This window comes from Dissulfurimicrobium hydrothermale, from assembly GCF_022026155.1.
Taxonomy (GTDB): Bacteria; Desulfobacterota; Dissulfuribacteria; order Dissulfuribacterales; family Sh68; genus Dissulfurimicrobium; species Dissulfurimicrobium hydrothermale.
Window position 1 is genome coordinate 84,487 of sequence record NZ_CP085041.1, and the last position, 21,581, is coordinate 106,067.

A 21,581-nucleotide genomic window follows, 5' to 3' on the forward strand; every position below is an offset into this window, starting at 1 on the left:
TTTCGATTTTTGGTCTAAGATTCAAAAAAGTTTCTCAAACAAGTCAAAAACAAACAAAACAAGGAGGATTTCAGGATGAAAAAGATTTTTTCTCTCTCACTCAGTCTTGTTGCAGCATTGATGCTTGCAATGTGGTCAAGCCAGGCGGGGGCCATAACGCTTGGTGAGTATGCCCCTGGACAGCTTGTGCCTTTCGTGGTACAAGGGGACAATATAGACACAGTGGTGGGTCTCACGTGCAAAAATACAAGTGGATGCACTGTTTACTGGACCTTCTTTGATGTGAACAGCAACCATGTAACTGACAGTCAATTCAAAATTTCAGCAAACGGTTTTTATCCTTTTTCATGGAAGAAATATTCAGGGGTAGGCCTTGCAAATACACGAGGATATCTGGTCTTCTCATCTGGCTCTTTGGCAACAACGTCTACTACTTCTGATATTGCAGCTAATGCATTTTTAGTTGACACCACCGCCAAGGATGCCGTCTTTGTGCCTGTTTTACCTTTAGCAGGTACTGATTATGCTGCCGGTACCGACCTAACCAAGATGACTTCAACCAGCATCATTTCAGCTGTGGCTGCTACCGCCCCTGGCAAGACCCTTGATGTCCGTTACTGGATTGACCCGGCATACAGTGCTACTACTACTGTAGAATTCTGGTCAGTTTGCGATATAACCGGTAATCAGACTGTTGATATCTTTGACGATCAAGAGAACCGCCAATCTGTCAATATTCCTTTTGCAAATGCTGAGCTAAACACTATAGATCCATCAACAATCGTGGGAAGGCCTGCCAGCTTTGTGGATGGCTTTATAAGATTCGTAGTGCCAGCGCCTGCTACTTGCGCAACAGGGGAAACAAACGACATGCTGGTCTTCAGCTATGTTGACTCGCACTTGATCGGCGCCACCCAGACCATGCTTGCTGGCGAACAAAACTAGTAGTATAGAATGCGCCCTGTTCCTCGGCGCATCGTTCGAGCAACAACCTGAAAAGGCGGGGTTTTACCCCGCCTTTTTTTATTTTCATTTCATCACCTATCCACCCCGCTCGCGGGAAACTCCATGGGCGGGTTTTTGTTTAACCCCTTTGGAGAACAAGAATATCTGCGCCCACAAGGGCATAAATTACCCTATAGTCACCAATACGATACTTGCGTAGCCCGGCAAATTGACCTTTGAGTACCGGATGCGATTCAGGTTTCTTCGTAAGCCCTTGTTCTATTTGGTCAAGGATGCGGCTGGCCTCAGCTTTTGACAACTTCTTGAGATCGCGATGTACCGACTTCTTGTAGACAACGTTATAAGCCAAGTGACTCCCTCAGTTCTTTGCCGGAAATGATAGCATCACCCTTGTCGTAGAGCCGATCGAGTGCGATCTGAAGATCGGCAAAATCTTCAATGTATGACTCTAGCGCTTTCTGGATAATAAAGGAGCGCGGCCTCTCAGTTTCTTTGGCTATGCTGTCGAGCTGATCGACGAGATATTTGGGAAGCCTAACAGATATTGCTGTATTCATAGTGCATCTCCTGTCATTGATGTATTACATCTGTACACAGGAGAATGGCAGAAAATTGCTGATGCCTGTTAATTATTTGTTGCCACCCCATTTATTTGGTGCTGATTTAGACATCAAATACAACACCAATTCATCTGGAACGGCCTAGCGATTCCGGATTATTCCGATTATATTATCTGCCTATGGATCTTAGTAATATCATACAAAAACTCGCCATACTTGTCCCACCCATACTCCTGGCCGTAACAGTGCATGAAATGGCCCACGGATGGGTGGCATACCGCCTTGGGGACCCGACGGCCAAGATGCAGGGGCGTCTTACCTTCAACCCCATCCGCCACCTGGATCCGGTCGGGACCCTTGTCTTCTTTATGACCCAGACCATAGGCTGGGCAAGGCCTGTGCCGGTTGATCCGCGCTATTTCAAGTCGCCAAGAAGAGACATGATCTGGGTCTCGCTGGCAGGGCCTGCGGCCAACCTGATCCTTGCAGCCCTTAGCGCCTTGCTTTTAAGGGAGACGGCTGGTTTTCTGCAAGGGATATGGGGCCCTTCTCTGTATTTTGCCCGGCCCCTTGTGTATATGGCCTATGTGAGCGTCCAGATAAACATAGGGCTTGCGATATTCAATCTGATCCCTATCCCGCCTTTGGATGGGAGCAAGGTGCTGATAGGGCTCTTGCCCCTTAAACTTGCAATCTGGTATGAGCAGTTTGAACGCTACGGCTTTATTCTCATACTTATCCTTGTCTTTACAGGGGTCACAGGGCGCATTATAGTCCCGCTGATCATCTATTTGAACAGATTGTTCATGGGCGTGATACCCTAAATACCTATATCTAGTTGAGGACTGTTATGCAAAGGGTGCTTAGCGGCATGAGGCCGTCGGGCAGGCTTCATATCGGGCATCTGCACGGGGTGCTTGAGAATTGGAAAAGGCTTCAGCGGACTTATGAGTGTTATTTTTTTGTAGCTGATTGGCACGCTCTTACGACGAACTATGAAGATCCCAGCGCCATATATGGCAATATAGGCGAGATGGTCCTTGACTGGCTCTCTGTCGGCATAGATCCTGATAAATCCACCATCTTTTTACAGTCGGATATAAAAGAACATGCTGAGCTATACCTCCTTCTATCCATGATCACCCCGGTCCCGTGGCTTGAGCGCAATCCAACCTATAAGGAACAGCGTGAGCAGCTGACAGATAAGGACCTTTCGACCTTCGGTTTCCTTGGATATCCTGTTCTTCAGGCGGCGGATATAATCATATACAAGGCACACAAGGTCCCAGTCGGGGTGGATCAGCTTCCTCATGTGGAATTGACCAGGGAGATCGCGAGGAGGTTCAATTATCTCTATGGAGAGGTGTTCCCGGAGCCTGACGCCCTTCTGACCGCTGTTCCAAAACTGCCTGGCCTTGATGGTAGAAAGATGAGCAAGAGTTATGAAAACTCCATCTTTATTACCGATCCGCCTGCAGTCATAAGAAAAAAGATCTCGACTATTGTCACGGACATTGAACGCCCGAGAAAGGACGATCCTGGCGATCCTGAGAGGCGCTGCGTGGCCTTTAATCTCCACAAGCTCTATATGACCGATGACCGTATAAGAGAGATCGTAGAGGACTGTAGAGCCGCGCGCCTTGGGTGTGTCGCATGTAAAAAGGAACTCGCAGAGGCCTTGATTGATTATCTCGCCCCTATTCAAGAACGCCGGGCCACCATGTCCTCTGAGCCTGGCCTTGTGGCCTCTGTCCTTGAGCAGGGCGCAGGCAAGGCAAGGCGTGTCGCCGTAGAGACCATGGAAGAGGTGCGAAGCGCAATTTGGAGCCCCAGTGCCAGGTAAGACTTGAGGTCTTTGAGGGGCCTCTTGACCTCCTTTTATATCTTATAAACAAGAACAAGCTCGATATAGCCGACATACCCATTGCCCTGGTCACGGCCCAGTATCTTGAATATCTGGAGTTCATGCAGGCCCTTGATCTGGTTGTTGCAGGCGAATACCTTGTGATGGCCGCAACCTTGCTTCAGATAAAGTCCAAGATGCTTCTCCCTGCCCCGACATTAGGCGCTTGCGGCGCCGAAGATGACCCAAGGTCTGAGATAGTAAGGCCCTTGAAAGGGCTTGTCGAGATACGCCGGCTTGCACAGGCGCTTGATGCAAGGGAGCTTTTGGGCAGGGATGTCTTCATCAGAGATGCAGATACAGAAAGCCAGGCGACAGAGAGCGATCTCCCAGCGCTTTCGAAAGGCAACGCCGGCTGTGTTCCGCGGCACGAGGATGTGGATTTGCTTGATCTGGTCTCGGCATTCAGGTCGGTCATAAAAAATAGAAGGCTACCAAGGGTAGTTGAGATTGAAGAGGCTAGGTGTGACCTTGTCCAGACGATGGGGTGTGTATTGGGTCTTGTTTCTAGTACGGGCAGGGTAAGTTTTTGTGACCTCTTAACAGACGGCGACAGAAAGACGGCGGTTTGTATCTTTATTTCGCTTCTTGAGCTGGCGAGGCAAAAAAGGGTGCGCCTTCTTCAAGACGTTCATGGCAAGGACATAGTTATCGTCATGAGGGCATCGTCTTAGTCTCCGCTCCAGCCGCCTATGCCCAGGAGCTCGAGGTTGAAGCCGAAGACGTTTTCATCTTTATTTTTTTTGTAACTACATGTAATCGCCCAGCAGCTTGCCTGATATCTTAGACCATAGACGGATTCGACCTCATTTCCATTCTGCACTGACCACGAAGTCCTGTATGTCGCCCTCCAGGCCGCCGTAATGGGGAACATGGCATTTATATCAAGTGAGTTTATCTTTTCGATGCGGTTATAGCGGTAACTGAGCGCCAGATCCTCGCCTTCATGCTTTGAGACGCCGGTCCAGAGATTATAGCTTGTAAAGCCGTCGCCATAGAGGTTGTATGTGGTGTCGTAACGGATGTACCAGTAAGGGATAGGCCAGCAGTCAATCTCTCCGTAGATATCTGAAAACTTGTGGTTGGTGTCTATGGGTTTGGGTATGAGGGTGTTGCGGTTAAAGATGTCGTAGCTGTAGTTTTGTACCTCAGGCGGACCCGGCGGGATGCCGTGCGTGTCGTAGCTTTGTTCGACATAGAATCTTATTAGGTCCGAAAAGGCATATCTGTCTTTGCCAAGCGGTTTTTTGCTGCTCAGGAAGGAGAGTACCGACCACGTAAATCTATTTAGCGGATCAAGGCGGTCCAGGTTGTCGATGAATGGGATGTGCGTTTGATCTACAGTGGGTCTGTATGTATATGCGAGCTTGGGACGTATGGTATGACGCAGCGAAAGGCCGTCGCCCATATCAAATATCCTTGCTAGATTTGTGCTCACCTGCGTATTGAATGTGTAAAGACCACGGTTCTTGGTATCTTTTGGGCGTATATTTTGCGTGGAACCGCTAGACGTATACATGGTCTCCTGGACTGAAAGAGAGGCCAGACCGTTCAGCCAGCCTTTGAGCTTGAAAGGCAGGGATGTGGTCGGTTCAAGGTTTATACGCTGTTCTTTTGTGTCGGAGTCACGCCAATAGTTTACATACGAGGCGTCCCAGTTGTAGTAGAGCCGTGTGTTGGCAAGGGGGACGTCAAAACCGTGGAAAACGAGCTTGGGCAGTGTCTGAACAGTGGTGGATTGCTCCCCGGTGACGAGGTTCTGATTGTAACGCATCTCGCCCCCTACAAAGCTGTCCTCGCCGTTTCTTGTGATCTGGAGACTCGATGGCCTTATGGTGTCTGTTATGTCAGCCATGGAACGACCGAAGTTTTTTAGGAACGTCCTGTTGGTCTGATCAAAACCCATCGGCCCCCCGTTAAATTCCTGGAGGTAATCCCTGTCGCTGACCAGGTCTATATCGACCTTGGCTTTAAAGCCCAATGGCAGCTCCTGATCGATCTTGCCTCTGAGCCACCATCTTTCAGAGTTCCTTCTTATCTGGCCGTCGTTATTGTAGTCATTATCCTTCAGATTGTCGCTCAGGTGATTATAGCGTATAATTCCCCTTGATTCAGGAGAAAAGACGTGTCGGAATTCAACTCCCTCCATCCAGCCCCTGTTGCTCATCAGGTCTTGGTAAAAGGTCGCGTCCATGCTGTCGTTTATGGCCCAGAAATAAGGGACGTCGATCTCTGCGCCGTTTCTGCTCGAATTGGCGAAATAGGGCAGCAGGAAGCCGGATTTTCTGTATCTGTTAATCGGGATGGATATCCAGGGGGAATAGAGTACCGGCACGTTTTCTATATTGAACCTTGCATCCTTGGCGACTGCCTGGCCTGTGATGGTAAGTCTTAAATCGCTGCATCGGAAGCTCCATGCCTGTTTCGGAAGTGGGCATGTACTTATGACCGCATCCTTAGCCCTGTATTCCTCGGCCCCTGTCTTCCAGAGCTGTTTCGCCACTAGATGGACATTATTTCTCTTGAGGAAGAGATGCGCCCCTTTCATGGTACCGGTTGAGGTCTTCAGATCGAATTCCCCTTCCTCGCCCCTCAAGACCCCTTGATCCATATCCATTACAACCGCCCCGTTGGCCCAGACCTTTCCTTTTCGTGTGTCGTAGAGGATCCTGTCGGCCGATATCTTCAATTCGCCGTGCCTGATGTTGACCGCCCCTTCTCCGAGGATGGCGTCTGTTGATTGATAGAACGTGAGTTTCTCCGCCTCTATATGCCATGGCTCGACGCCTTTGGGGGGTTCGGCTGGTCCATCAAGATGGGGGTGCCCAGGGGACGGTTGTCCTCCAGCCTGATGCGGCGGTTCGTGCGATGCATCCAGACCGTCTGCGGATACAGATTTGACCCCGGACAGGATGCAAATCAACAGGATGCAAATCAATTTAAGTGGACATGGCCGAGTCATCATAACCTAATGACCGTTAGTATCATATAGGTGGGTTGTTTTCAATGGATGTACCGCCTTATTTTACAGGAATGTCTATTATCCATCCTTGATTTTATTTTAGACAGTCTTTATACAAGAAGCGATTGTCGTGATGCTTTCATAATTCTACAATTCAGGTCGTGCGATAGGATAGATGGTTATGTCGAACAATTTTTTTTGGCCGGTTCTTGCGTACCTTGCTGGGTCTATCCCGTTCGGCCTCTTGTTTGCAAGGATCAAGGGGGTGGATCTAAGGGGGAGCGGGAGCGGCAATATAGGTGCAACCAACGTAATGAGGGTTATGGGCAAGGGTGCCGGTTTCCTGACCTTGCTGGCTGATCTGGCCAAAGGGTTTTTGCCGATCGTATTGCTCAGGCTGGTCGGTTCCGGTCTATCTGATCCGGGCATCCTGGCGCTTACGGGGCTTGGGGCGGTGATCGGCCATTGCTATCCGCTCTTTCTTGGATTCCGCGGTGGCAAGGGCGTGGCGACGTCCGCAGGTGTCTTACTGGCAGTCTGTCCGTCAGCCCTTTGTGTGGCAGCCGCCATTTTCTTGATTGTGGCAAGGGTGACGGGGTTTGTATCGGCTGGGTCTCTGGCTGCAGCCGCTATTGCACCAGCCGGTGTACATTTTTTCTGTCCAAGCGGTCCGGTCGAACTTATGGCATGGGCCATGGCCGTCCTTATCTGGTGGAAGCACAAGGAAAATATAAGGCGGCTTCTGCGTGGAGAGGAGCATGGCTGGAAGGGTCCGCCTATGGTGTAGACGTATTGGATACTATTCGCCGCTTAGTCCCAATTGTGCGATTTTCCTATGCAAATGCCTCCTTTCCAGCCCTATAGCCTCTGCAGTTTTGGTTATATTGCCTCCATGTTCGGCCAATTTTTGCGCCAAATATTCCCGTTCGAACATCGCCTTGGCGTCGCGGAAGCTGTCACAGGAAAGCCATGGCCTGACGCCGTAGTCTGATGACCCTGCCGACGCCCGTTCGTCTTTAAGGCCCTTTTGATATGAAAGCGGCAGGTCTTCCAAGGTGATTTCAGATCCCTTTGAGAGTATTACCAGTCTTTCCGCAAGGTTTTTGAGTTCCCTCACATTTCCAGGCCAGTCGTGTCTTTTCAGTGCCTCTATTACATCGGGCGCAACTTTTTTATGGCCCTTTGCAGCCTTTTGGGCAAATTCTTGCAAAAAGACGTTCAAGAGGAGATGGATATCTTCCTTGCGTTCCCTCAACGGTGGTACCTCAATCGGTATGACGTTCAAGCGGTAATATAGGTCTTCACGGAAGTTTCCGGCCTCTATCTCCTTCTCCAGGTCTTTGTTTGTGGCTGCTATGATGCGCACATCCACCTGGATGGTCTTTGCGCCGCCGACCCGTTCGAACCTCTGTTCTTGGAGTATCCTCAGGACCTTTGCCTGGGTTTTGAGGCTCATGTCGCCTATCTCGTCCAGAAAGAGCGTCCCACCGTTCGCAAGGTCGAATTTGCCCTGCTTCATGGATGTCGCCCCTGTAAACGCCCCCTTTTCATGTCCGAAGAGCTCACTTTCAATGAGTTCTTCAGGTATTGCCGCGCAGTTCACCTCGACGAGTGGCTTGCGCCCCCTTTTGCTCAGTCTATGGATCGTCTGCGCAACTAGTTCCTTGCCGGTGCCGTTTTCCCCCTGAATGAGTACCCAGGCATCCGTAGGACCGACGACAGCTATCTGTTCCTTAAGTTTCTGCATGGCCTGGCTCTGACCGACAAGTTCCCTAGATAAATCGGTCTTTTGTCGCAGCAATACGTTTTCTTCCTGCAACTCCTTGTAATTAAGGGCGTTTCTGATAGTGAGGACAAGCTGTTCATAAGAAAGAGGTTTTTCTATGAAATCATATGCGCCGAGCTTTGTGGCCTTTACGGCCGTCTCTATATTGCCATGACCTGACATTATTATGACTGGCAGAAACGGCCAGTCATCTTTGATCTTTTTTAACACATGGAGTCCGTCCATGCCTGGCATCCAGATGTCGAGGAGGACGAGATCCGGCAGGTCGTCCGCTATAGCGGCAAGGGCGGCCTCCCCATTGAGTGCCGATTTGACATCAAAACCCTCGTCTTCGAGGATCCCCTGCACCGTCTCAATGATGGTCTGTTCGTCATCGGTTATCAGTATTTTTTTCTTGAGCATGGCCACCAATGGACTGTTGTTGAGGAAAGATCAGTGTAAACCTTGTCCCATACGGGACATTATCTTCTACTTTAATTCGACCATTATGGTCCATGACGATCGAATTGACAATAGCAAGGCCGAGTCCAGTACCCCCCCTTTTTTTTGAAAAATATGGTTCGAAAATGCGCTCTCTGTCTTCAGGGGTGATGCCTGTACCAGTGTCGGCCACCCAGACACCCACCTCCCTCTTTTCCGAGTCAAAAAAGACGCCTACTTCCACCGAGCCACCATCGGGCATTGAGGCTACTGCGTTATCGAGGAGGTTTATGATCGCTCTCTTGATTTGATCCGGATCCAGCACGGCCTCAGGCATTATATCAGGGCGCTTTAATGTAAAAGCTATAGCCGGATGCGCTTCACGATAAAGGGCTACGACCTCCTCGGCAAGCGCGTCCAGCCTGACTGCTCTTGGCCTAATAGTCGGCATCCGCGCAAAGTTTGAAAACTCATTTACCAGCCTTTTTAATTCATCAGCCTGTTTTATGATGGTATTCGTGCAGGCGTCAAAGACCTCCCTTGCCTCTTTATCCAGGCCTTCCATATATTTTTTTCTGAGTCGCTGGGCCGAGAGCTGGATAGGTGTGAGCGGGTTTTTCACCTCATGTGCTATACGTCTCGCCACCTCGCGCCATGCAGCGAGCCTCTGGATCTTTTCCAGCTCCGTAAGGTCGTCGAATACGATCACCACTCCATGCGACATGCCGTCTTGGTCTCTCAGGACTGTAAAACTTACGATGAGAGAGAGATACCTGTCCTTTACCTGTATGCGCATCGGGCGCTGAAGCGTCCCCTTGCCGGTTGAGGCGATCTCCCTTCTGATGGCCTCGAATTCATTCACCTGGTCCTTGTCCAGTAGTTTATGATAAGGCATGCCTACGATCTCATCCGCCTTGAGCTTTAATATGGCCTCTGCAGACCTGTTCATTGTGGTGACGATCCCGTTCCTGTCGATTGAAATGACCCCGGCGGCCACATTCTGGAGTATGATCTCTATGTAGCGGCGGCGTTGCTCGATCTCGTAATAGCTCTTTTTCAGTTGTCTCGAGGCGTTTTCCGCCCTGCGTCTAGCCTCCTTAAGATCTTGTGTCATTGTATTAAATGCACGGACAAGCGAGCTCAGTTCGTCCCTTCCATGGGTCTCAAGACTAAAATCCAGGTCGCCTTGCGCGATCCTGTGTGTAGCCTCGGCCAGCATCTGCACGGGTTCCGTTATGCCCTTGGCGATGCGAAAGCCCAGCCAGATGGATACGAAAATGATGAGGAGGGTTATCAGAAAGAGGGCGAGAAGCAGCGTCGCCTTTATCGGATTTTGGTAGAGGAGGAGCTGATGATAGTCTTCATAGCCCATCTTGATCCCATCGAGGAGCCCGTTTATGTCGCTCGGTATGAGATTGCCGACTGCGATGACAGCAAGTGCCGGACCGTTCGGGCCTTTGAGCGGGCAAAGCACCCTTATAAGAGAGCCGTTTTGTAGATTGTCGTTTTGAACCACCAGGCCACCCTCATTAAGGGCCTTCGCAAGATTCGAAGACGGTATCCGAGGCGGCGGTCCTGCAAGCGGCAGCCATGTCCTTGTGAGCTGCGCCTTGAGGCTGGGGCTGAATATCTCTATTGAATTTATAGGGCTGCACGTCTTTGTTAAAGACCCATTGGGCAACAGCGGATGCGGGGTGAGCATCTCCTCCGCACATACCATATCAATGGCGCTGTCTTTTATGCACCTTAGGCTTACGGCCAGCGAAATAGTCTGTGCCGACTGTTCGAGCTGGGCCACCCTGTCTTGGTAGTATGTCTGACCGACCGTAAGGGCATTGTCTAAGGCGCGTTCGACTTTTATGTCAAACCAATAGGTAAGACTTGTCCTTAAAAATTGGAACGATGCAAAGAACAGCATCAAGGTGGGAAGCAGGGAGAGAAATATGAAGGCGAGCACAAGTTTTTTCCTGAGCTTGGCGCCGAGGAGTCTCTTTTTATCCTCAAAGATTACCTTTACAAGTTGCCTGACTATGAGGAATACAAGCAGCAATACCAATATTATGTTAAGGTTTATGACCGCGAAGATTATAATGTTGCTGCCGGTGGGCGTCGGGAATGAGGCCGGTCTGGATATCAGGTAGTATTCGAGGATCGACAGGACCGCCATCAAGACACCGGCGGCTAGTATGAACAGACGTTCGCGCCTTCGCCTTTTTATTTCACTAGTAGGTAAAGTAGATTTCATTCCAATCGGTCTTGAGGTCCCACGGGGAAAATATATTCATAAGGCCTGGAAACTGGATGTTAGATTCGACCTTTTCAGCCGCCGCGCGCACGCTGAGTCTATATGTGACTCCACGCCTCAGTCTTGAAACCGGCACGAGAGGGGTGCCGTTTATCTCGAACATCATCGACAGCGCCTCAGCCCTGCTCTTTACGCTGACCGCCCTTGGATTTTTAGGACCAAGCGTGATGGTGTATTCGCCGCGAAGGGCGTCATAGCTTAAGGTCCTTGAGATATATCCATGGAATAGGGTCTTGTCTATAAGCAGCCTTGGCTCGTTTAATTCTATCTCGTAGGTGTATTTTATTGGTATACCGCTCTGGATAGCGGCGGCTATTTCATAGGTAAGGCCGTTCTTGAGCGAGAAATATGCGAGTAGATACCTCTTTGTGTTAGCAACTGCCAGGTCTGATACCCTGGGCGCAATGTTGTTGTCAGCATATGACAAGGCTGGCGAGAGGAATTGCAAGAGCCCTGTCGCTGCACCCAGCGCAGCCAGATAAAAGGCGACATAAAAAAATTCCCTTGTGATGAAGAGGTGTCTTTGCAATTTTGTCTTAAGGATTTTAGATTATATATGTTAGGTCTGAACTTAATTAGTCGGTTGCTTAAAAGCAATAACGGCGATTCATTTTTATTAAAAGACCTTAAGATTGCATGCTGCGCCTTGACACAACCCGTCAATCCTGTTATCAAAACCATCGTTGGAGGGAATTTGGTTAAAGGCGCGTAGCTCAGTGGGAGAGCGCTACCTTGACACGGTAGAAGTCGGCGGTTCAATCCCGCCCGTGCCTACCACTTAAATAATCCAACCTTAATGCCATCAATGGAAAACAGTCGATTCGACCTCATAAAGATCACGCTCCCAGACAAGACCGTAATTGAAGTCTTAAAAGGTATCGCGGCAGGAGAGGTCCTCGAGCAAGTCTTGGGTGACAGGGAGGCAGAAAAGGCCGTGCTCGTAAGGATTGATGGGGTGCTCAGAGATCTCTCCGTCTCCTTGACTGACGATTGCAGCATAGAGGCCGTTTTCCTTGAGGGAGATGATGTCCTTCACGTCCTGCGCCATACTACCGCCCATGTCATGGCGCAGGCGGTCAAAGAGCTTTTCCCTGGGACAAGGATCGCAATAGGCCCTGCAATAGCAAATGGTTTTTATTATGACTTCGGATATGAGAGGGGTTTTACTCCGGATGATCTGGATAAGATAGAGGCCAGGATGCGCGAGATCGTGAGCCGGGCCCTTCCTGTAGAAAGGCGCGAGGTCTCATTGTCTGAGGCTAGGGCGCAATTCCTTGCCTTGGGTGAGGTGTTCAAACTTGAGCTTTTGGATGAACTTGAGGCGCAGGGTGTTGAATCCGTTTCACTCTACGGTCAGGACGGTTTTCTAGACCTTTGTCGCGGGCCGCATCTTCCGCATACTGGGTGCATATCTGCCTTTAAGCTTACGGGTCTTGCGGGGGCCTACTGGAAGGGAGACGAAAAGAGGCCCATGCTCCAACGCATCTATGGTACGGCCTTTTTCGACCAAAAGGAGCTAGAGGCATATCTTGAACGTGTTGAAGAGGCCAAGAGGCGTGATCACAGGTATCTTGGAAAGGAACTCGGGCTCTTTTCGGTCGACGAAGAGATCGGCCCAGGGCTCATCCTTTGGCATCCTAGAGGCGCCGCAGTACGAAAGGCCATAGAGGACTTCTGGCGCGACGAGCACATGCGGCGCGGCTATAGTCTCCTCTATACACCCCACATAGCAAGGCGCGACCTCTGGAAGACAAGCGGCCATCTCGATTTTTACAGGGACAGCATGTATGCGCCGATGGAAATAGACGGCGTGGCATATCAGATCAAGCCCATGAACTGTCCATTTCACATAGCCGTCTACAACTCAAGGAGACGTAGTTACCGCGAATTTCCTTTGAGGTGGTGCGAGCTCGGCACGGTATACCGCTACGAACGGGCCGGTACACTCCATGGCCTTATGAGGGTACGTGGCTTCACTCAGGACGATGCCCATATCTTTTGCCGTGCCGATCAGCTTCAGGGTGAGATACGCGAGATACTTGATATGACCCTCTATGTCCTTCGCGTCTTCGGTTTCGACCGGTATGACGTCTATGTCTCAACCAGGCCTGAAAAATATGTTGGTTCCGAAGAGAATTGGGAGCGGGCGACCAGTGCGCTCAAAGACGCCTTGAAGGCGCAGGGGCTTTCCTATGAGATAGATCCCGGGGAGGGTGTATTTTACGGCCCGAAGATAGATATCAAGATCAAGGATTGTCTCGACCGATCATGGCAGTGCTCCACCATCCAGGTTGATTTCAATCTCCCGGAGAGGTTCGGCATGTGTTTTATGGGGGAAGACGGTCAGCCCAAGACCCCGATCATGATCCATAGGGCGCTCATGGGCTCGATCGAACGGTTTTTCGGGGTTTTGATTGAACACTATGCAGGGGCGTTTCCTCTCTGGCTTTCGCCTGTACAGGTTGTCGTATTGACCGTAACAGACAGGGCCGATGCCTGGGCTCGGTCCGTCGCCGATAGGCTAAAGGGGACCGGTTTCAGAGTGGAGATCGATCTCAGGAACGAGAAGCTCGGCAAAAAGATCCGCGAGGCACAGCTCATGAAGGTCCCTTATATGCTGGTTATCGGCGACAAAGAGATTGAGAACAAGGTCGTGAGCCCAAGGTTAAGGTCAGGGGAGACCTTGCCTGCCATGGAGCTCGATGATTTTATGGCGTTGCTCGTAAAGGAATGCGGCACCGCGTTTGCCGATGCTGCAAGGCAGAGACGGCCTGACACAGACTAGGCATTGGCGGTTTGCGTCCTGCCCTTTTTATTTTGTCGCCGACCGCCTTGTTATTTTTGGGCGATAAAGTTATAAAAAAGTACTAACAGTAGGAGATATAGGTCTTCTAATAGGAGGTGTAGTATAGCAAAAGAAAATTCAACCAATATAAATCAGATGATCAGGGCCTCAGAGGTCCGTCTTATAGGGGTCGACGGGGAGCAGTTGGGTATAATGCCAGTAGAAGATGCGCTCGATAGGGCGATGAGCATAGGGCTTGATCTGGTGGAGGTTGCACCGGGGGCCAAGCCGCCCGTCTGTCGTATAATGGATTACGGCAAGTACAGATATGAGCAGAGCAAGAAGATTCAAGAGGCAAAGAAGAAGCAGGTCCATGTCCAGATAAAAGAGATAAAGCTTCGCCCTAGGACGGATACCCACGACATGGAGGTAAAAAAGAGGCATATAAGGGAGTTTTTGAAGGAAGGTAACAAGGTGAAGCTTACCGTGCGTTTTAGAGGGAGGGAGATAGTGCACAGACATCTAGGTTTGGCCATTCTTTCCAAGATAACTGAAGAGCTTTCGGATGTAGCGGTGAGCGAGGGGGCACCAAGTGTTGAAGGACCTACGTTGCATATAATCCTGGCCCCCAAGAGGGATTGAGAGTTTTTTTAGAATAGCCATAAGGAGAGATGAATGATAAAGATCAAGACAAGACGTTCCGCTGCAAAGCGGTTCAGGGCAACCAGTACTGGCAAGCTGATGTCGTACAGGGCGGGCAAGAGCCATCTCCTGACACACAAGTCGCGCAAGAGGAAAAGAAATCTCAAGAAAGAGATAGCGCTGTCAGATGGCATGGTCAGCACTTACAGGCGTATGATGCCATATCTGTAGGCGATGCAACAACACGGTTGTTTTTTTGATGAGTCATCAATCTTGATGGTCTCGTAAAGAAGTCATTATATAAAAATCAGGAGTTTTAGATATGCCAAGGGTTAAAAGGGGCTTCAAGGCCCGCCGCCGCCGTAAAAAGATATTAAATATGGCCAAGGGCTATATGGGGGCCAGACATCGTTGTTTCAAACAGGCCAAGGAGACCGTTGAAAAAGGCCTGAGCTATGCATTTCGTGATAGAAAGGTCAAGAAACGTCTCTACCGTGGGCTTTGGATAGTCAGGGTGAACGCCGCATGCAGACAAAACGGCCTTTCCTACAGCCGTTTCATCGATGGCCTTAAAAAGGCCAAGATCGATATAGATAGAAAGATGCTTGCCAACTTGGCCGTCACCGATCCGGCGGCCTTTTCTGCATTGGCCGACAAAGCCAAGGCCGCTTGACAAGGAAGCATGTGACGGTGGGGCTTGATCCACCCGGTTTCGGATCCCTGGCGTACAGATCTGGCAGGTGATCTGGAAGACCGGAGACAGGCCGAGCAGAGGTTGCCCGCCGTGACTACGAGCGGTGTGGCGCTGTGACCTGTGGCCTGGTTTTTTAAGGCATGCAATATTGATGATCTCATAAAAAGTCATTATATGAGATGGCTAAGCAAAAATCGTAAATGTAAGGCGCGAAAATCCTGAGGAATGAGGCGTACCTTACTGTACGCCGCAGTGACGAAGGATGCAGCGCAACAGGGCAGTGGGCGACTTTTTTGCGACGCCATCAATGTTCGGCCTTTAGTAAATCATGAAGACGAAATGATAGATCATTTGAAGAGGATCAGGGCAAGGGCCTTGGATGCAATAGGCAATGCCTCGAGCATCCAGGAGCTTGATAGATTGCGTGTCGAGTTCATCGGCCGCAAGGGAGAACTTACTGCGGTTTTGAGGGGCCTGGGCGCCATATCTCCCGAGGAACGTCCAAGGATCGGTCAGCTTGCCAATACCATCAAGGACGAACTGGAAAACGAGATATCTAAAAGGAGGGACTCCCTTGGCGCCGGTGGGTCCACATCCAGGGTATCCGGCCTTGATCTTACATTGCCTGGCAGGAGGCGTCCTTTGGCCAGGCTGCACCCGATTACGCAGGTGATGGAGGAGATCGCCTCGATCTTTATGCGCATGGGTTTTTCCGTGGAGACCGGTCCAGAGATCGAACTTGATTTTTATAATTTCGAGGCCTTAAATATCCCAGTAGACCACCCTGCACGTGACATGCAGGATACCTTCTATGTGAATGAGAAGGTGCTGCTGCGCACCCATACATCGCCCATACAGGTCCGTACCATGGAAAGGCGCAGCCCCCCCTTAAGAATAATCGCCCCTGGCAAGGTCTATCGCTGCGATTCCGATGTAACCCATACCCCGATGTTTCATCAAGTGGAGGGGCTCATGGTGGACAAGGGCGTGACATTCGCAGGCCTTAAAGGTGTGTTGACCCATTTTTTACACGATATGTTCGGCGATATACCTGTGCGCTTCAGACCTAGTTTTTTCCCTTTTACGGAGCCGAGTGCCGAGGTGGATATCCAATGCGTCATGTGTAGCGGCGGTGGCTGCCGTGTCTGTTCCCAAACCGGTTGGCTTGAGATACTAGGTGCGGGCATGGTGCATCCCAACGTCTTCAGAAAGGTGGGTTATGATGCAGAAGAGTGTACCGGTTTTGCATTTGGTCTGGGGGTGGAACGGGTGGCGATGCTCAAATACGGCATAGACGACATCCGCTTGTTTTATGAAAACGACCTCAGGTTTCTCAATCAGTTTTGAGCTGAAGGGCTATGCGTATCCTTACATCGTGGCTTAAGGAGTTTGTGCCGTTTGATTGCGGGGTCGAAAGGCTTGGCCGGGATCTGACACTTACCGGGCTTGAGATCGAGTCTATAGAGCCGTTTGGTCCGGATGATTTTGTCATTGATATCAGCATAACCCCGAATCGTCCCGACTGTCTGAGTGTCCTTGGCATTGCAAGGGAGATCTCGGCTATATACGGACTTCCTTTGATATTCGGCCCGAGTGTTTGTCTGACTGATGGCGCGCCGGGTGCACTTGAGACCTCGGTATCCGTTCCCGTAACTATTGAGGCGGTTGATCGCTGTGCAAGATATGCAGCTTGTGTGCTTGAAGATGTGCGTATCGGTCCATCGCCGGATTGGCTCAAGAGGCGCCTCGAGGCATGCGGGATAAGACCTGTAAACAATGTGGTTGACGCAACAAACTATGTGCTTCTTGAGCTGGGCCAGCCCCTTCACGCCTTTGACCTGGACAGGCTTAGGGGTCCGGCCATAGTTGTGAGGTCGGCAAGGGCCGGAGAGGCGATCAAGACCCTTGACGGAAAGGATAGACCGCTTTCCGCGGGGATGTTGGTCATCGCAGACGAAGAGAGGCCTGTGGCGGTTGCCGGGATCATGGGCGGGGCTGAGACTGAGGTAAGGCCTGAGACGTCCAGGATACTTCTCGAAAGTGCATGGTTTGAGCCCTCTCAGGTGAGACGCACGGCCAAGGCGCTCAAGATATACACCGAGGCCTCCTACAGGTTTGAGCGTGGGACCGACATAGAGGGGGTTATGACTGCGCTGAAGCGGGCGGTCGACCTGATATCGGACCTTGCCTCACCAAGCGGCAGCCCGGTCAAGGCGGGTGGGGTCAGGGACGTCTATCCTCGGCCCTTCGAGGCGCGCGTGATACGGATCAGGCCTGAGCGGGTGAAGCGGCTTCTCGGCGTCGAGATAGAGGCCGAGCACATCGCTGCCATACTTGAATCCTTGGGCTTAGCCAGGATTGACGGCATGAAGGATGTCAGCGCGATGGGGTTTTCGGTCCCTTCGTATCGTCTCGATCTCATCGAGGAGACGGACCTTATCGAAGAGGTCGCAAGGCTTTACGGTTACGACAATATCGAGGCCGAGGTCCCTTGCGCTGGTATCATAGCTTGTTCCCCGGCAACCAGTCCTGAAAAGGATTTAATCGACAAGGCCAAGGAGATATTGGTCTCGCAGGGGATGTGCGAGGCCATCTCCTACAGCTTCATATCCCCAGGCGACATAGAGCGGCTCGGCCTTGAGGGGGGCGATCCGCGCCTGAGACCGGTAAGGCTTCAAAATCCGATCAGTGAAGACCTTTCGGTCATGCGTACCAGCCTCATCCCGTCCCTCCTTGGCGCCGCAGCTAGGAATCAGGCGCGCAGAAATATGGATGTCAAGCTGTTTGAGGCGGGCGCTGTATTTTATCATGGGACAGGTCAAGACGTGCTCTCGCGGCAGGAGCAGAGGGTGGCGGCGGTATGGGTCGGCGCGAGACATTGTCCTTCGTGGGCCTGGGGCAGAGAGCGGGCCGATGTTTTTGACCTCAAGGGTATCATGGAGGAGCTGCTTCGCGGTCTCATGATCAACGGGTGGTCCCTCATCCTGGGGACCCCAGGCGATCCATTTTATCTGGCCGGTGCATCGGCAAGGGTAGTCGATTCAAACGGAGGGCTGCTCGGCACGTTCGGTGAGATATCTCCGAAGGTCCTCGCCGCCTGGGACATAGACGGGCCGTTGTTCGCCTTCGATCTCTCGCTTGAAGCCATGGGCCGCGCCACTTCACCTGGGGTGAGGTTCAAACCTCTCCCGAGGTTTCCTTCAATGGAGAGGGATGTGGCGTTGGTCATGCCCGATCATGTAGTTTTAAAGGATATCCTCGAGTTTGTTCAGGGCAACAGGCCGATGTTCCTCGAGGATATCGAGGTCTTCGACGTCTATACCGGAAGTCCGATCCCTAAGGGTTCAAAGGGCATAGGTCTGCGTTTGAGATACAGGGCTGAAGATCGCACGCTCTCTGAAGAAGAGGTCTCGAGGGTCAACGGTGGGTTTGTCGAGGCGCTTTTAAAGAGATTCGGCGGGGCGTTAAGGGGATAGATGGGTGCGCTTACGAGACGCGACCTGGCGAGACGCATAAGTCAGGAATTCGGTTTTTCGATCCGTGTCAGCCGGAGACTGATAGACAGGCTTTTGTTTGAGATGGGTCTTGCGCTAGGTAACGGCGATCGGTTAAAGATAGCAAGATTCGGCGTCTTTTGTCCTGTTGAAAGGGCCGGGCGGACATGGGTAAATCCCATCGATAGGAGGTTGGTTGAGATACCTCCGAGGCGGGGCGTGACCTTTCGCCCGAGCAGGATATTAAAGGCGATGGTAAATGGAGAAAAAGGGGAAGAAATACTACCGGATTGGGGATGTCAGCAGGTTGACCGGCGTTGATGCACATGTGCTGCGTTACTGGGAGGGGGAGTTTCGGCAGATACGCCCCCACAGGGTGGCGAGACAGAGGCTCTACCGGCCTGAAGATATCGAATTGATCGGTCGTATAAAAGAACTCCTTTATGAAAAGGGCTTCACTATAGCTGGGGCGAAGAAGCAGTTATCAGAAGAGGGAAGGGCTGTTCCGGTGCAGGCCGAGCTCTTTTCGCACGACTGCGGAAAGATGAAATATGAGACCGTCATTTCAGAGATCAGGGCCGGGCTTGTTTTGATAAGGCAGATGCTTGAGGGTTAAAAGGATCGGGTGTGATCAAGGCGGATGTTTATTGCAATGGGTGATATTCTGCTTCAGAGGCTCGATGGGCTCAGAAAGAGGATAGACGAGATAGACAGAGAAATAGTCTCCCTCCTCAAGGAACGTATGGCAATCGCCTGCGAGATCGGCAAAGAGAAGGCCGAGGCCGGTCTGGATGCCTTTGATGTAGGCCGTGAGCAGGCGGTGATGGAGAATATCTTGCAGGGAAACGGCGGTGTCTTTCCGTCCAGCGGCCTCAAGGTGATCTTTAGAGAGATAATCTCGGCCTGCAGAAACGCCCAGATGCCGTTGAAGATAGGTTTTTTGGGGCCTGAGGCCACGTTTACACATATGGCGGCAACCAGGTTCTTCGGTCATGCGCCGTTATTTATTGCCTCTGATACGATAACGGGCGTATTCGAGGAGGTGGAAAGGGAGCGGATTGACTTCGGTGTGGTCCCTGTCGAAAACTCCATCGAGGGTACAGTAGCCCTTACCCTGGACGGATTCTGCGAATTCAAGGTGAAGGTATGCGGTGAGATCTATCTTCCGATATCGCACGACCTCATGAACCAGAGCGGCAGGATCGATCGGATAAAAAAGATACTCTCTCACCCGCATGCGGTTGCCCAGTGCAGAATGTGGCTTCAAAAGAACCTCCCTGCCGTTGCGATCGAGGAGGTGGTAAGCACGGCCCAGGCTGCAAGATGGGCTGCTGTTGACCCATCGGTCGCAGCGATCGCAAGCCCGCTCGCCGCCCAAATATATAATCTCCAGGTCATAGCAAGGCGCATTGAGGACTTTGCCGGCAACACTACCAGATTCCTGGTGCTGGGGCATGGGTGTCCAGGGCCTACAGGCGACGACAAGACATCCCTTCTCTTAGGTCTTGAAGACAGGCCTGGTTCCCTTATGCACCTCCTTGAACCGCTTGCCGTGCGGGGGATAAACCTCACAAAGATACAGTCCAGGCCGGTTAAGAGCGAGCCATGGAGGTATCTCTTTTACGTGGATATCACAGGACACATCAATGACCCGGAGGTCAGGGAAGGGATCGACGCGATGAAGGGCGGGTGTACGTTTCTTGAATGGCTGGGTTCGTATCCGAAGGGGAGGGCCTGATTCAGCCGAAGGAATACCCTGCCGGGCTGTAGAGCCCGGCCGCGAGGGGAGGTTTGTCTGCCGGGCAGGGCAGGCCCGGCGGTTCAGTTCAGTGCCTCGGCGTCTCCTTTATCTTTGGCGCTATGCCTTCCCCGGAGAGTTCCATCACCTTATAGCGCACAAAATCCAGCTGGGTCGGCTCTTTTGTAAGCGAGAGGTATTTGTCGTAGGCCTCAAGCGCCCCATCCCTGTCGCCTGATGCGGCTGATACCCTGGCGAGGTCAAGGGTAGCGATGGCCGAAAAGGCCTTGTTGCGGCCTGCTGCTGCAAATTCCTTTTTTGCCTGCCCAAACATGTGTTTTTCTTCATTTAAATACCCTAAGCCAAGCGAGGAAGCGGCGAACAGGGCACTGTCTTTGGGAAATTGTCCCTTGGCCTTGGAGAATGCCTCTATCGCCTGATCCGTCTTGCCCATGTCTTTATATATACCGGCCAGTATGAGTACAGCCTCCTTAGAGGCCTGGGTATGGCCGTGTTTTTGTACAAGTTCATCGAGCAGTTCGGCCGCCTTTTCATGTGTAGGTTCGGAGATTGCATCTGCCAAGAGGAGCGAGGCCTTGGCCTCTTCACGCCCTTTGTAGGTCGCATAGCCGGCCCAGACGGCCAGGACCAATATCACGGCGCATACACCCACCAGTATCCCGCGGATATACTCCGATGCGAAGTCGATCATCCGGGCGGGGACGATGTCGGTTATCTGATCGAGCCCTGCTGCAGCAAGCGCCTTAACCGCATCGCTGGCCCCGGCACCGTATCCGGCATCTTTCTTTTTCAATCTCAAGCCTCCTTTCAGTCTTACCGTCCCTATTTCTTTTTGCCAAAGAAGTCATCCCAGACAAAGATAAGGGGCGTTGCGTCTTCCCTCGTCACCACGCATTCGGATACAGAACCGATGAAAAGGGTATGATCCCCGGTCTCGAAGGAATTTACCACATTGCATTCCATGTAGGCAAAGGCCTTTGACAAGACCGGGAGGCCGCTGGTGGTAAGCGTGTAATCTATCCCCTGAAATTTGTCGACCGATCTGCCGCTCTTGAAGCCGAAGTGCTTTGAAAGCTCGAGTCCGTCTTCGGCCATGGCGTTTATACAAAACCGCCCAGATTCTTTAATAAGTCCGTAGGTGAAGCGTTGTTCCGCTATGGATACGGCGATGAGCGGCGGTTTAAACGATACCTGGCTTGCCCATGCCGCAGTCATGCCGTTTATCCTGTCTCCGGCCTTTGCTGTCACTACATATACGCCGGTGGGCAATGTCTTTGATATACATTCCTGCATGGTTGCCTCCTT

22 protein-coding genes and 1 tRNA gene are annotated in these 21,581 nt (G+C 51.5%); 15 read left to right on the plus strand and 8 right to left on the minus strand.

From position 1 onward, the window contains the following. Positions 1 to 75 precede the first annotated feature (75 nt). Positions 76 to 945, plus strand: coding sequence for a hypothetical protein (locus LGS26_RS00385; protein WP_237888727.1), 870 nt, complete (start codon positions 76 to 78; stop codon positions 943 to 945). A 139-nt stretch (positions 946 to 1,084) separates the two neighbouring features. On the opposite strand, the gene LGS26_RS00390 is transcribed toward LGS26_RS00385, so the two are convergent. Beyond that, positions 1,085 to 1,315, minus strand: a complete 231-nt coding sequence (locus LGS26_RS00390) for a type II toxin-antitoxin system RelE family toxin (RefSeq protein ID WP_330873297.1) — start codon at positions 1,313 to 1,315, stop codon at positions 1,085 to 1,087. Further along, positions 1,305 to 1,523: a ribbon-helix-helix protein, CopG family gene (locus LGS26_RS00395; RefSeq protein ID WP_237888728.1), complete on the minus strand. Its 219-nt coding sequence runs from the start codon at positions 1,521 to 1,523 to the stop codon at positions 1,305 to 1,307. Before LGS26_RS00395 ends, LGS26_RS00390 begins: the two co-directional genes overlap by 11 nt. Positions 1,524 to 1,705: 182 nt before the next feature. Here LGS26_RS00395 and LGS26_RS00400 point away from each other — a divergent pair, with 182 nt between their 5' ends. From LGS26_RS00400 to LGS26_RS00410, 3 genes are read left to right on the plus strand one after another with little or no spacing between them, the layout of a single operon-like run. Continuing rightward, a complete protein-coding gene (locus LGS26_RS00400) occupies positions 1,706 to 2,350 on the plus strand; it encodes a site-2 protease family protein (protein ID WP_237888729.1) in 645 nt (214 codons plus the stop codon). 26 nt (positions 2,351 to 2,376) lie between these two features. After that, the gene (gene trpS / locus LGS26_RS00405; protein ID WP_237888730.1) at positions 2,377 to 3,369 is read left to right on the plus strand and encodes a tryptophan--tRNA ligase; all 993 of its coding nucleotides are present in this window, start codon (positions 2,377 to 2,379) and stop codon (positions 3,367 to 3,369) included. Next, the gene (locus LGS26_RS00410) at positions 3,348 to 4,103 is read left to right on the plus strand and encodes a segregation and condensation protein A (protein ID WP_237888731.1); all 756 of its coding nucleotides are present in this window, start codon (positions 3,348 to 3,350) and stop codon (positions 4,101 to 4,103) included. Before trpS ends, LGS26_RS00410 begins: the two co-directional genes overlap by 22 nt. On the opposite strand, the gene LGS26_RS00415 is transcribed toward LGS26_RS00410, so the two are convergent. Further along, a complete protein-coding gene (locus LGS26_RS00415) occupies positions 4,100 to 6,352 on the minus strand; it encodes an LPS-assembly protein LptD (RefSeq protein ID WP_237888732.1) in 2,253 nt (750 codons plus the stop codon). The two genes, LGS26_RS00410 and LGS26_RS00415, sit on opposite strands and share 4 nt — an antisense overlap. A 220-nt stretch (positions 6,353 to 6,572) precedes the next feature. On the opposite strand from LGS26_RS00415, the gene plsY reads away from it, so the two are divergent. Further along, positions 6,573 to 7,178, plus strand: a complete 606-nt coding sequence (gene plsY, locus LGS26_RS00420; RefSeq protein ID WP_237888733.1) for a glycerol-3-phosphate 1-O-acyltransferase PlsY — start codon at positions 6,573 to 6,575, stop codon at positions 7,176 to 7,178. A 12-nt stretch (positions 7,179 to 7,190) separates the two neighbouring features. Here the strand turns inward: plsY and LGS26_RS00425 are convergent, their stop codons facing one another. The 3 genes from LGS26_RS00425 to LGS26_RS00435 are packed head-to-tail and all read right to left on the minus strand — an operon-like array spanning position 7,191 to position 11,431. Further along, positions 7,191 to 8,579, minus strand: a complete 1,389-nt coding sequence (locus LGS26_RS00425; RefSeq protein WP_237888734.1) for a sigma-54-dependent transcriptional regulator — start codon at positions 8,577 to 8,579, stop codon at positions 7,191 to 7,193. Continuing rightward, positions 8,548 to 10,842, minus strand: a complete 2,295-nt coding sequence (locus tag LGS26_RS00430; RefSeq protein ID WP_237888735.1) for a sensor histidine kinase — start codon at positions 10,840 to 10,842, stop codon at positions 8,548 to 8,550. Before LGS26_RS00430 ends, LGS26_RS00425 begins: the two co-directional genes overlap by 32 nt. Continuing rightward, positions 10,820 to 11,431 (minus strand): DUF4390 domain-containing protein, encoded by a 612-nt coding sequence (locus LGS26_RS00435; protein WP_237888736.1) that lies wholly within the window; start codon positions 11,429 to 11,431, stop codon positions 10,820 to 10,822. Before LGS26_RS00435 ends, LGS26_RS00430 begins: the two co-directional genes overlap by 23 nt. A gap of 173 nt (positions 11,432 to 11,604) precedes the next feature. Here LGS26_RS00435 and LGS26_RS00440 point away from each other — a divergent pair. The 10 genes from LGS26_RS00440 to pheA all read left to right on the plus strand — a co-directional run bounded on the left by LGS26_RS00440 (position 11,605) and on the right by pheA (position 20,255). After that, positions 11,605 to 11,679, plus strand: a tRNA-Val gene (locus LGS26_RS00440). A 28-nt stretch (positions 11,680 to 11,707) separates the two neighbouring features. After that, the gene (gene thrS, locus LGS26_RS00445) at positions 11,708 to 13,687 is read left to right on the plus strand and encodes a threonine--tRNA ligase (protein ID WP_237888737.1); all 1,980 of its coding nucleotides are present in this window, start codon (positions 11,708 to 11,710) and stop codon (positions 13,685 to 13,687) included. Between the two features lie 156 nt (positions 13,688 to 13,843). Beyond that, positions 13,844 to 14,329 carry a translation initiation factor IF-3 gene (gene infC, locus LGS26_RS00450; RefSeq protein WP_407932016.1) on the plus strand — a complete coding sequence of 162 codons (486 nt, stop codon included), beginning with the start codon at positions 13,844 to 13,846 and terminating at the stop codon, positions 14,327 to 14,329. A gap of 33 nt (positions 14,330 to 14,362) precedes the next feature. Next, a complete protein-coding gene (gene rpmI / locus LGS26_RS00455) occupies positions 14,363 to 14,560 on the plus strand; it encodes a 50S ribosomal protein L35 (RefSeq protein WP_237888738.1) in 198 nt (65 codons plus the stop codon). 91 nt (positions 14,561 to 14,651) lie between these two features. Continuing rightward, positions 14,652 to 15,002 (plus strand): 50S ribosomal protein L20, encoded by a 351-nt coding sequence (rplT, locus tag LGS26_RS00460; protein WP_237888739.1) that lies wholly within the window; start codon positions 14,652 to 14,654, stop codon positions 15,000 to 15,002. 360 nt (positions 15,003 to 15,362) lie between these two features. Next, the gene (gene pheS / locus LGS26_RS00465) at positions 15,363 to 16,370 is read left to right on the plus strand and encodes a phenylalanine--tRNA ligase subunit alpha (RefSeq protein ID WP_237889968.1); all 1,008 of its coding nucleotides are present in this window, start codon (positions 15,363 to 15,365) and stop codon (positions 16,368 to 16,370) included. An 11-nt stretch (positions 16,371 to 16,381) separates the two neighbouring features. Next, positions 16,382 to 18,499: a phenylalanine--tRNA ligase subunit beta gene (gene pheT / locus LGS26_RS00470; protein ID WP_237888740.1), complete on the plus strand. Its 2,118-nt coding sequence runs from the start codon at positions 16,382 to 16,384 to the stop codon at positions 18,497 to 18,499. Continuing rightward, complete coding sequence (locus tag LGS26_RS00475) at positions 18,500 to 18,838, plus strand: HU family DNA-binding protein (RefSeq protein WP_237888741.1); 339 nt, start codon at positions 18,500 to 18,502, stop codon at positions 18,836 to 18,838. After that, the gene (locus tag LGS26_RS00480; protein ID WP_237888742.1) at positions 18,777 to 19,133 is read left to right on the plus strand and encodes a MerR family transcriptional regulator; all 357 of its coding nucleotides are present in this window, start codon (positions 18,777 to 18,779) and stop codon (positions 19,131 to 19,133) included. The genes LGS26_RS00475 and LGS26_RS00480 overlap by 62 nt, the downstream gene beginning before the upstream one ends. A gap of 36 nt (positions 19,134 to 19,169) precedes the next feature. Next, positions 19,170 to 20,255, plus strand: coding sequence for a prephenate dehydratase (gene pheA / locus LGS26_RS00485; RefSeq protein WP_237888743.1), 1,086 nt, complete (start codon positions 19,170 to 19,172; stop codon positions 20,253 to 20,255). Between the two features lie 88 nt (positions 20,256 to 20,343). On the opposite strand, the gene LGS26_RS00490 is transcribed toward pheA, so the two are convergent. Further along, on the minus strand, positions 20,344 to 21,069 hold the full coding sequence (locus LGS26_RS00490; RefSeq protein ID WP_237888744.1) for a YfgM family protein: 726 nt from the start codon (positions 21,067 to 21,069) through the stop codon (positions 20,344 to 20,346). A gap of 29 nt (positions 21,070 to 21,098) precedes the next feature. Continuing rightward, complete coding sequence (locus tag LGS26_RS00495) at positions 21,099 to 21,569, minus strand: flavin reductase family protein (RefSeq protein ID WP_237888745.1); 471 nt, start codon at positions 21,567 to 21,569, stop codon at positions 21,099 to 21,101. Between the last annotated feature and the right edge of the window lie 12 nt (positions 21,570 to 21,581).

What these genes read in the sequence shown, in the direction of transcription:
- LGS26_RS00385 (WP_237888727.1), top strand. Translation starts at nt 76, where the DNA reads ATGAAAAAGATTTTTTCTCTCTCACTCAGTCTTGTTGCAGCATTGATG.
- LGS26_RS00395 (WP_237888728.1), bottom strand. Translation starts at nt 1,523, where the DNA reads ATGAATACAGCAATATCTGTTAGGCTTCCCAAATATCTCGTCGATCAG.
- LGS26_RS00400 (WP_237888729.1), top strand. Translation starts at nt 1,706, where the DNA reads ATGGATCTTAGTAATATCATACAAAAACTCGCCATACTTGTCCCACCC.
- trpS (WP_237888730.1), top strand. Translation starts at nt 2,377, where the DNA reads ATGCAAAGGGTGCTTAGCGGCATGAGGCCGTCGGGCAGGCTTCATATC.
- plsY (WP_237888733.1), top strand. Translation starts at nt 6,573, where the DNA reads ATGTCGAACAATTTTTTTTGGCCGGTTCTTGCGTACCTTGCTGGGTCT.
- LGS26_RS00425 (WP_237888734.1), bottom strand. Translation starts at nt 8,579, where the DNA reads ATGCTCAAGAAAAAAATACTGATAACCGATGACGAACAGACCATCATT.
- LGS26_RS00430 (WP_237888735.1), bottom strand. Translation starts at nt 10,842, where the DNA reads ATGAAATCTACTTTACCTACTAGTGAAATAAAAAGGCGAAGGCGCGAA.
- thrS (WP_237888737.1), top strand. Translation starts at nt 11,708, where the DNA reads ATGGAAAACAGTCGATTCGACCTCATAAAGATCACGCTCCCAGACAAG.
- infC (WP_407932016.1), top strand. Translation starts at nt 13,844, where the DNA reads ATGATCAGGGCCTCAGAGGTCCGTCTTATAGGGGTCGACGGGGAGCAG.
- rpmI (WP_237888738.1), top strand. Translation starts at nt 14,363, where the DNA reads ATGATAAAGATCAAGACAAGACGTTCCGCTGCAAAGCGGTTCAGGGCA.
- rplT (WP_237888739.1), top strand. Translation starts at nt 14,652, where the DNA reads ATGCCAAGGGTTAAAAGGGGCTTCAAGGCCCGCCGCCGCCGTAAAAAG.
- pheS (WP_237889968.1), top strand. Translation starts at nt 15,363, where the DNA reads ATGATAGATCATTTGAAGAGGATCAGGGCAAGGGCCTTGGATGCAATA.
- pheT (WP_237888740.1), top strand. Translation starts at nt 16,382, where the DNA reads ATGCGTATCCTTACATCGTGGCTTAAGGAGTTTGTGCCGTTTGATTGC.
- LGS26_RS00475 (WP_237888741.1), top strand. Translation starts at nt 18,500, where the DNA reads ATGGGTGCGCTTACGAGACGCGACCTGGCGAGACGCATAAGTCAGGAA.
- LGS26_RS00480 (WP_237888742.1), top strand. Translation starts at nt 18,777, where the DNA reads ATGGAGAAAAAGGGGAAGAAATACTACCGGATTGGGGATGTCAGCAGG.
- pheA (WP_237888743.1), top strand. Translation starts at nt 19,170, where the DNA reads ATGGGTGATATTCTGCTTCAGAGGCTCGATGGGCTCAGAAAGAGGATA.
- LGS26_RS00495 (WP_237888745.1), bottom strand. Translation starts at nt 21,569, where the DNA reads ATGCAGGAATGTATATCAAAGACATTGCCCACCGGCGTATATGTAGTG.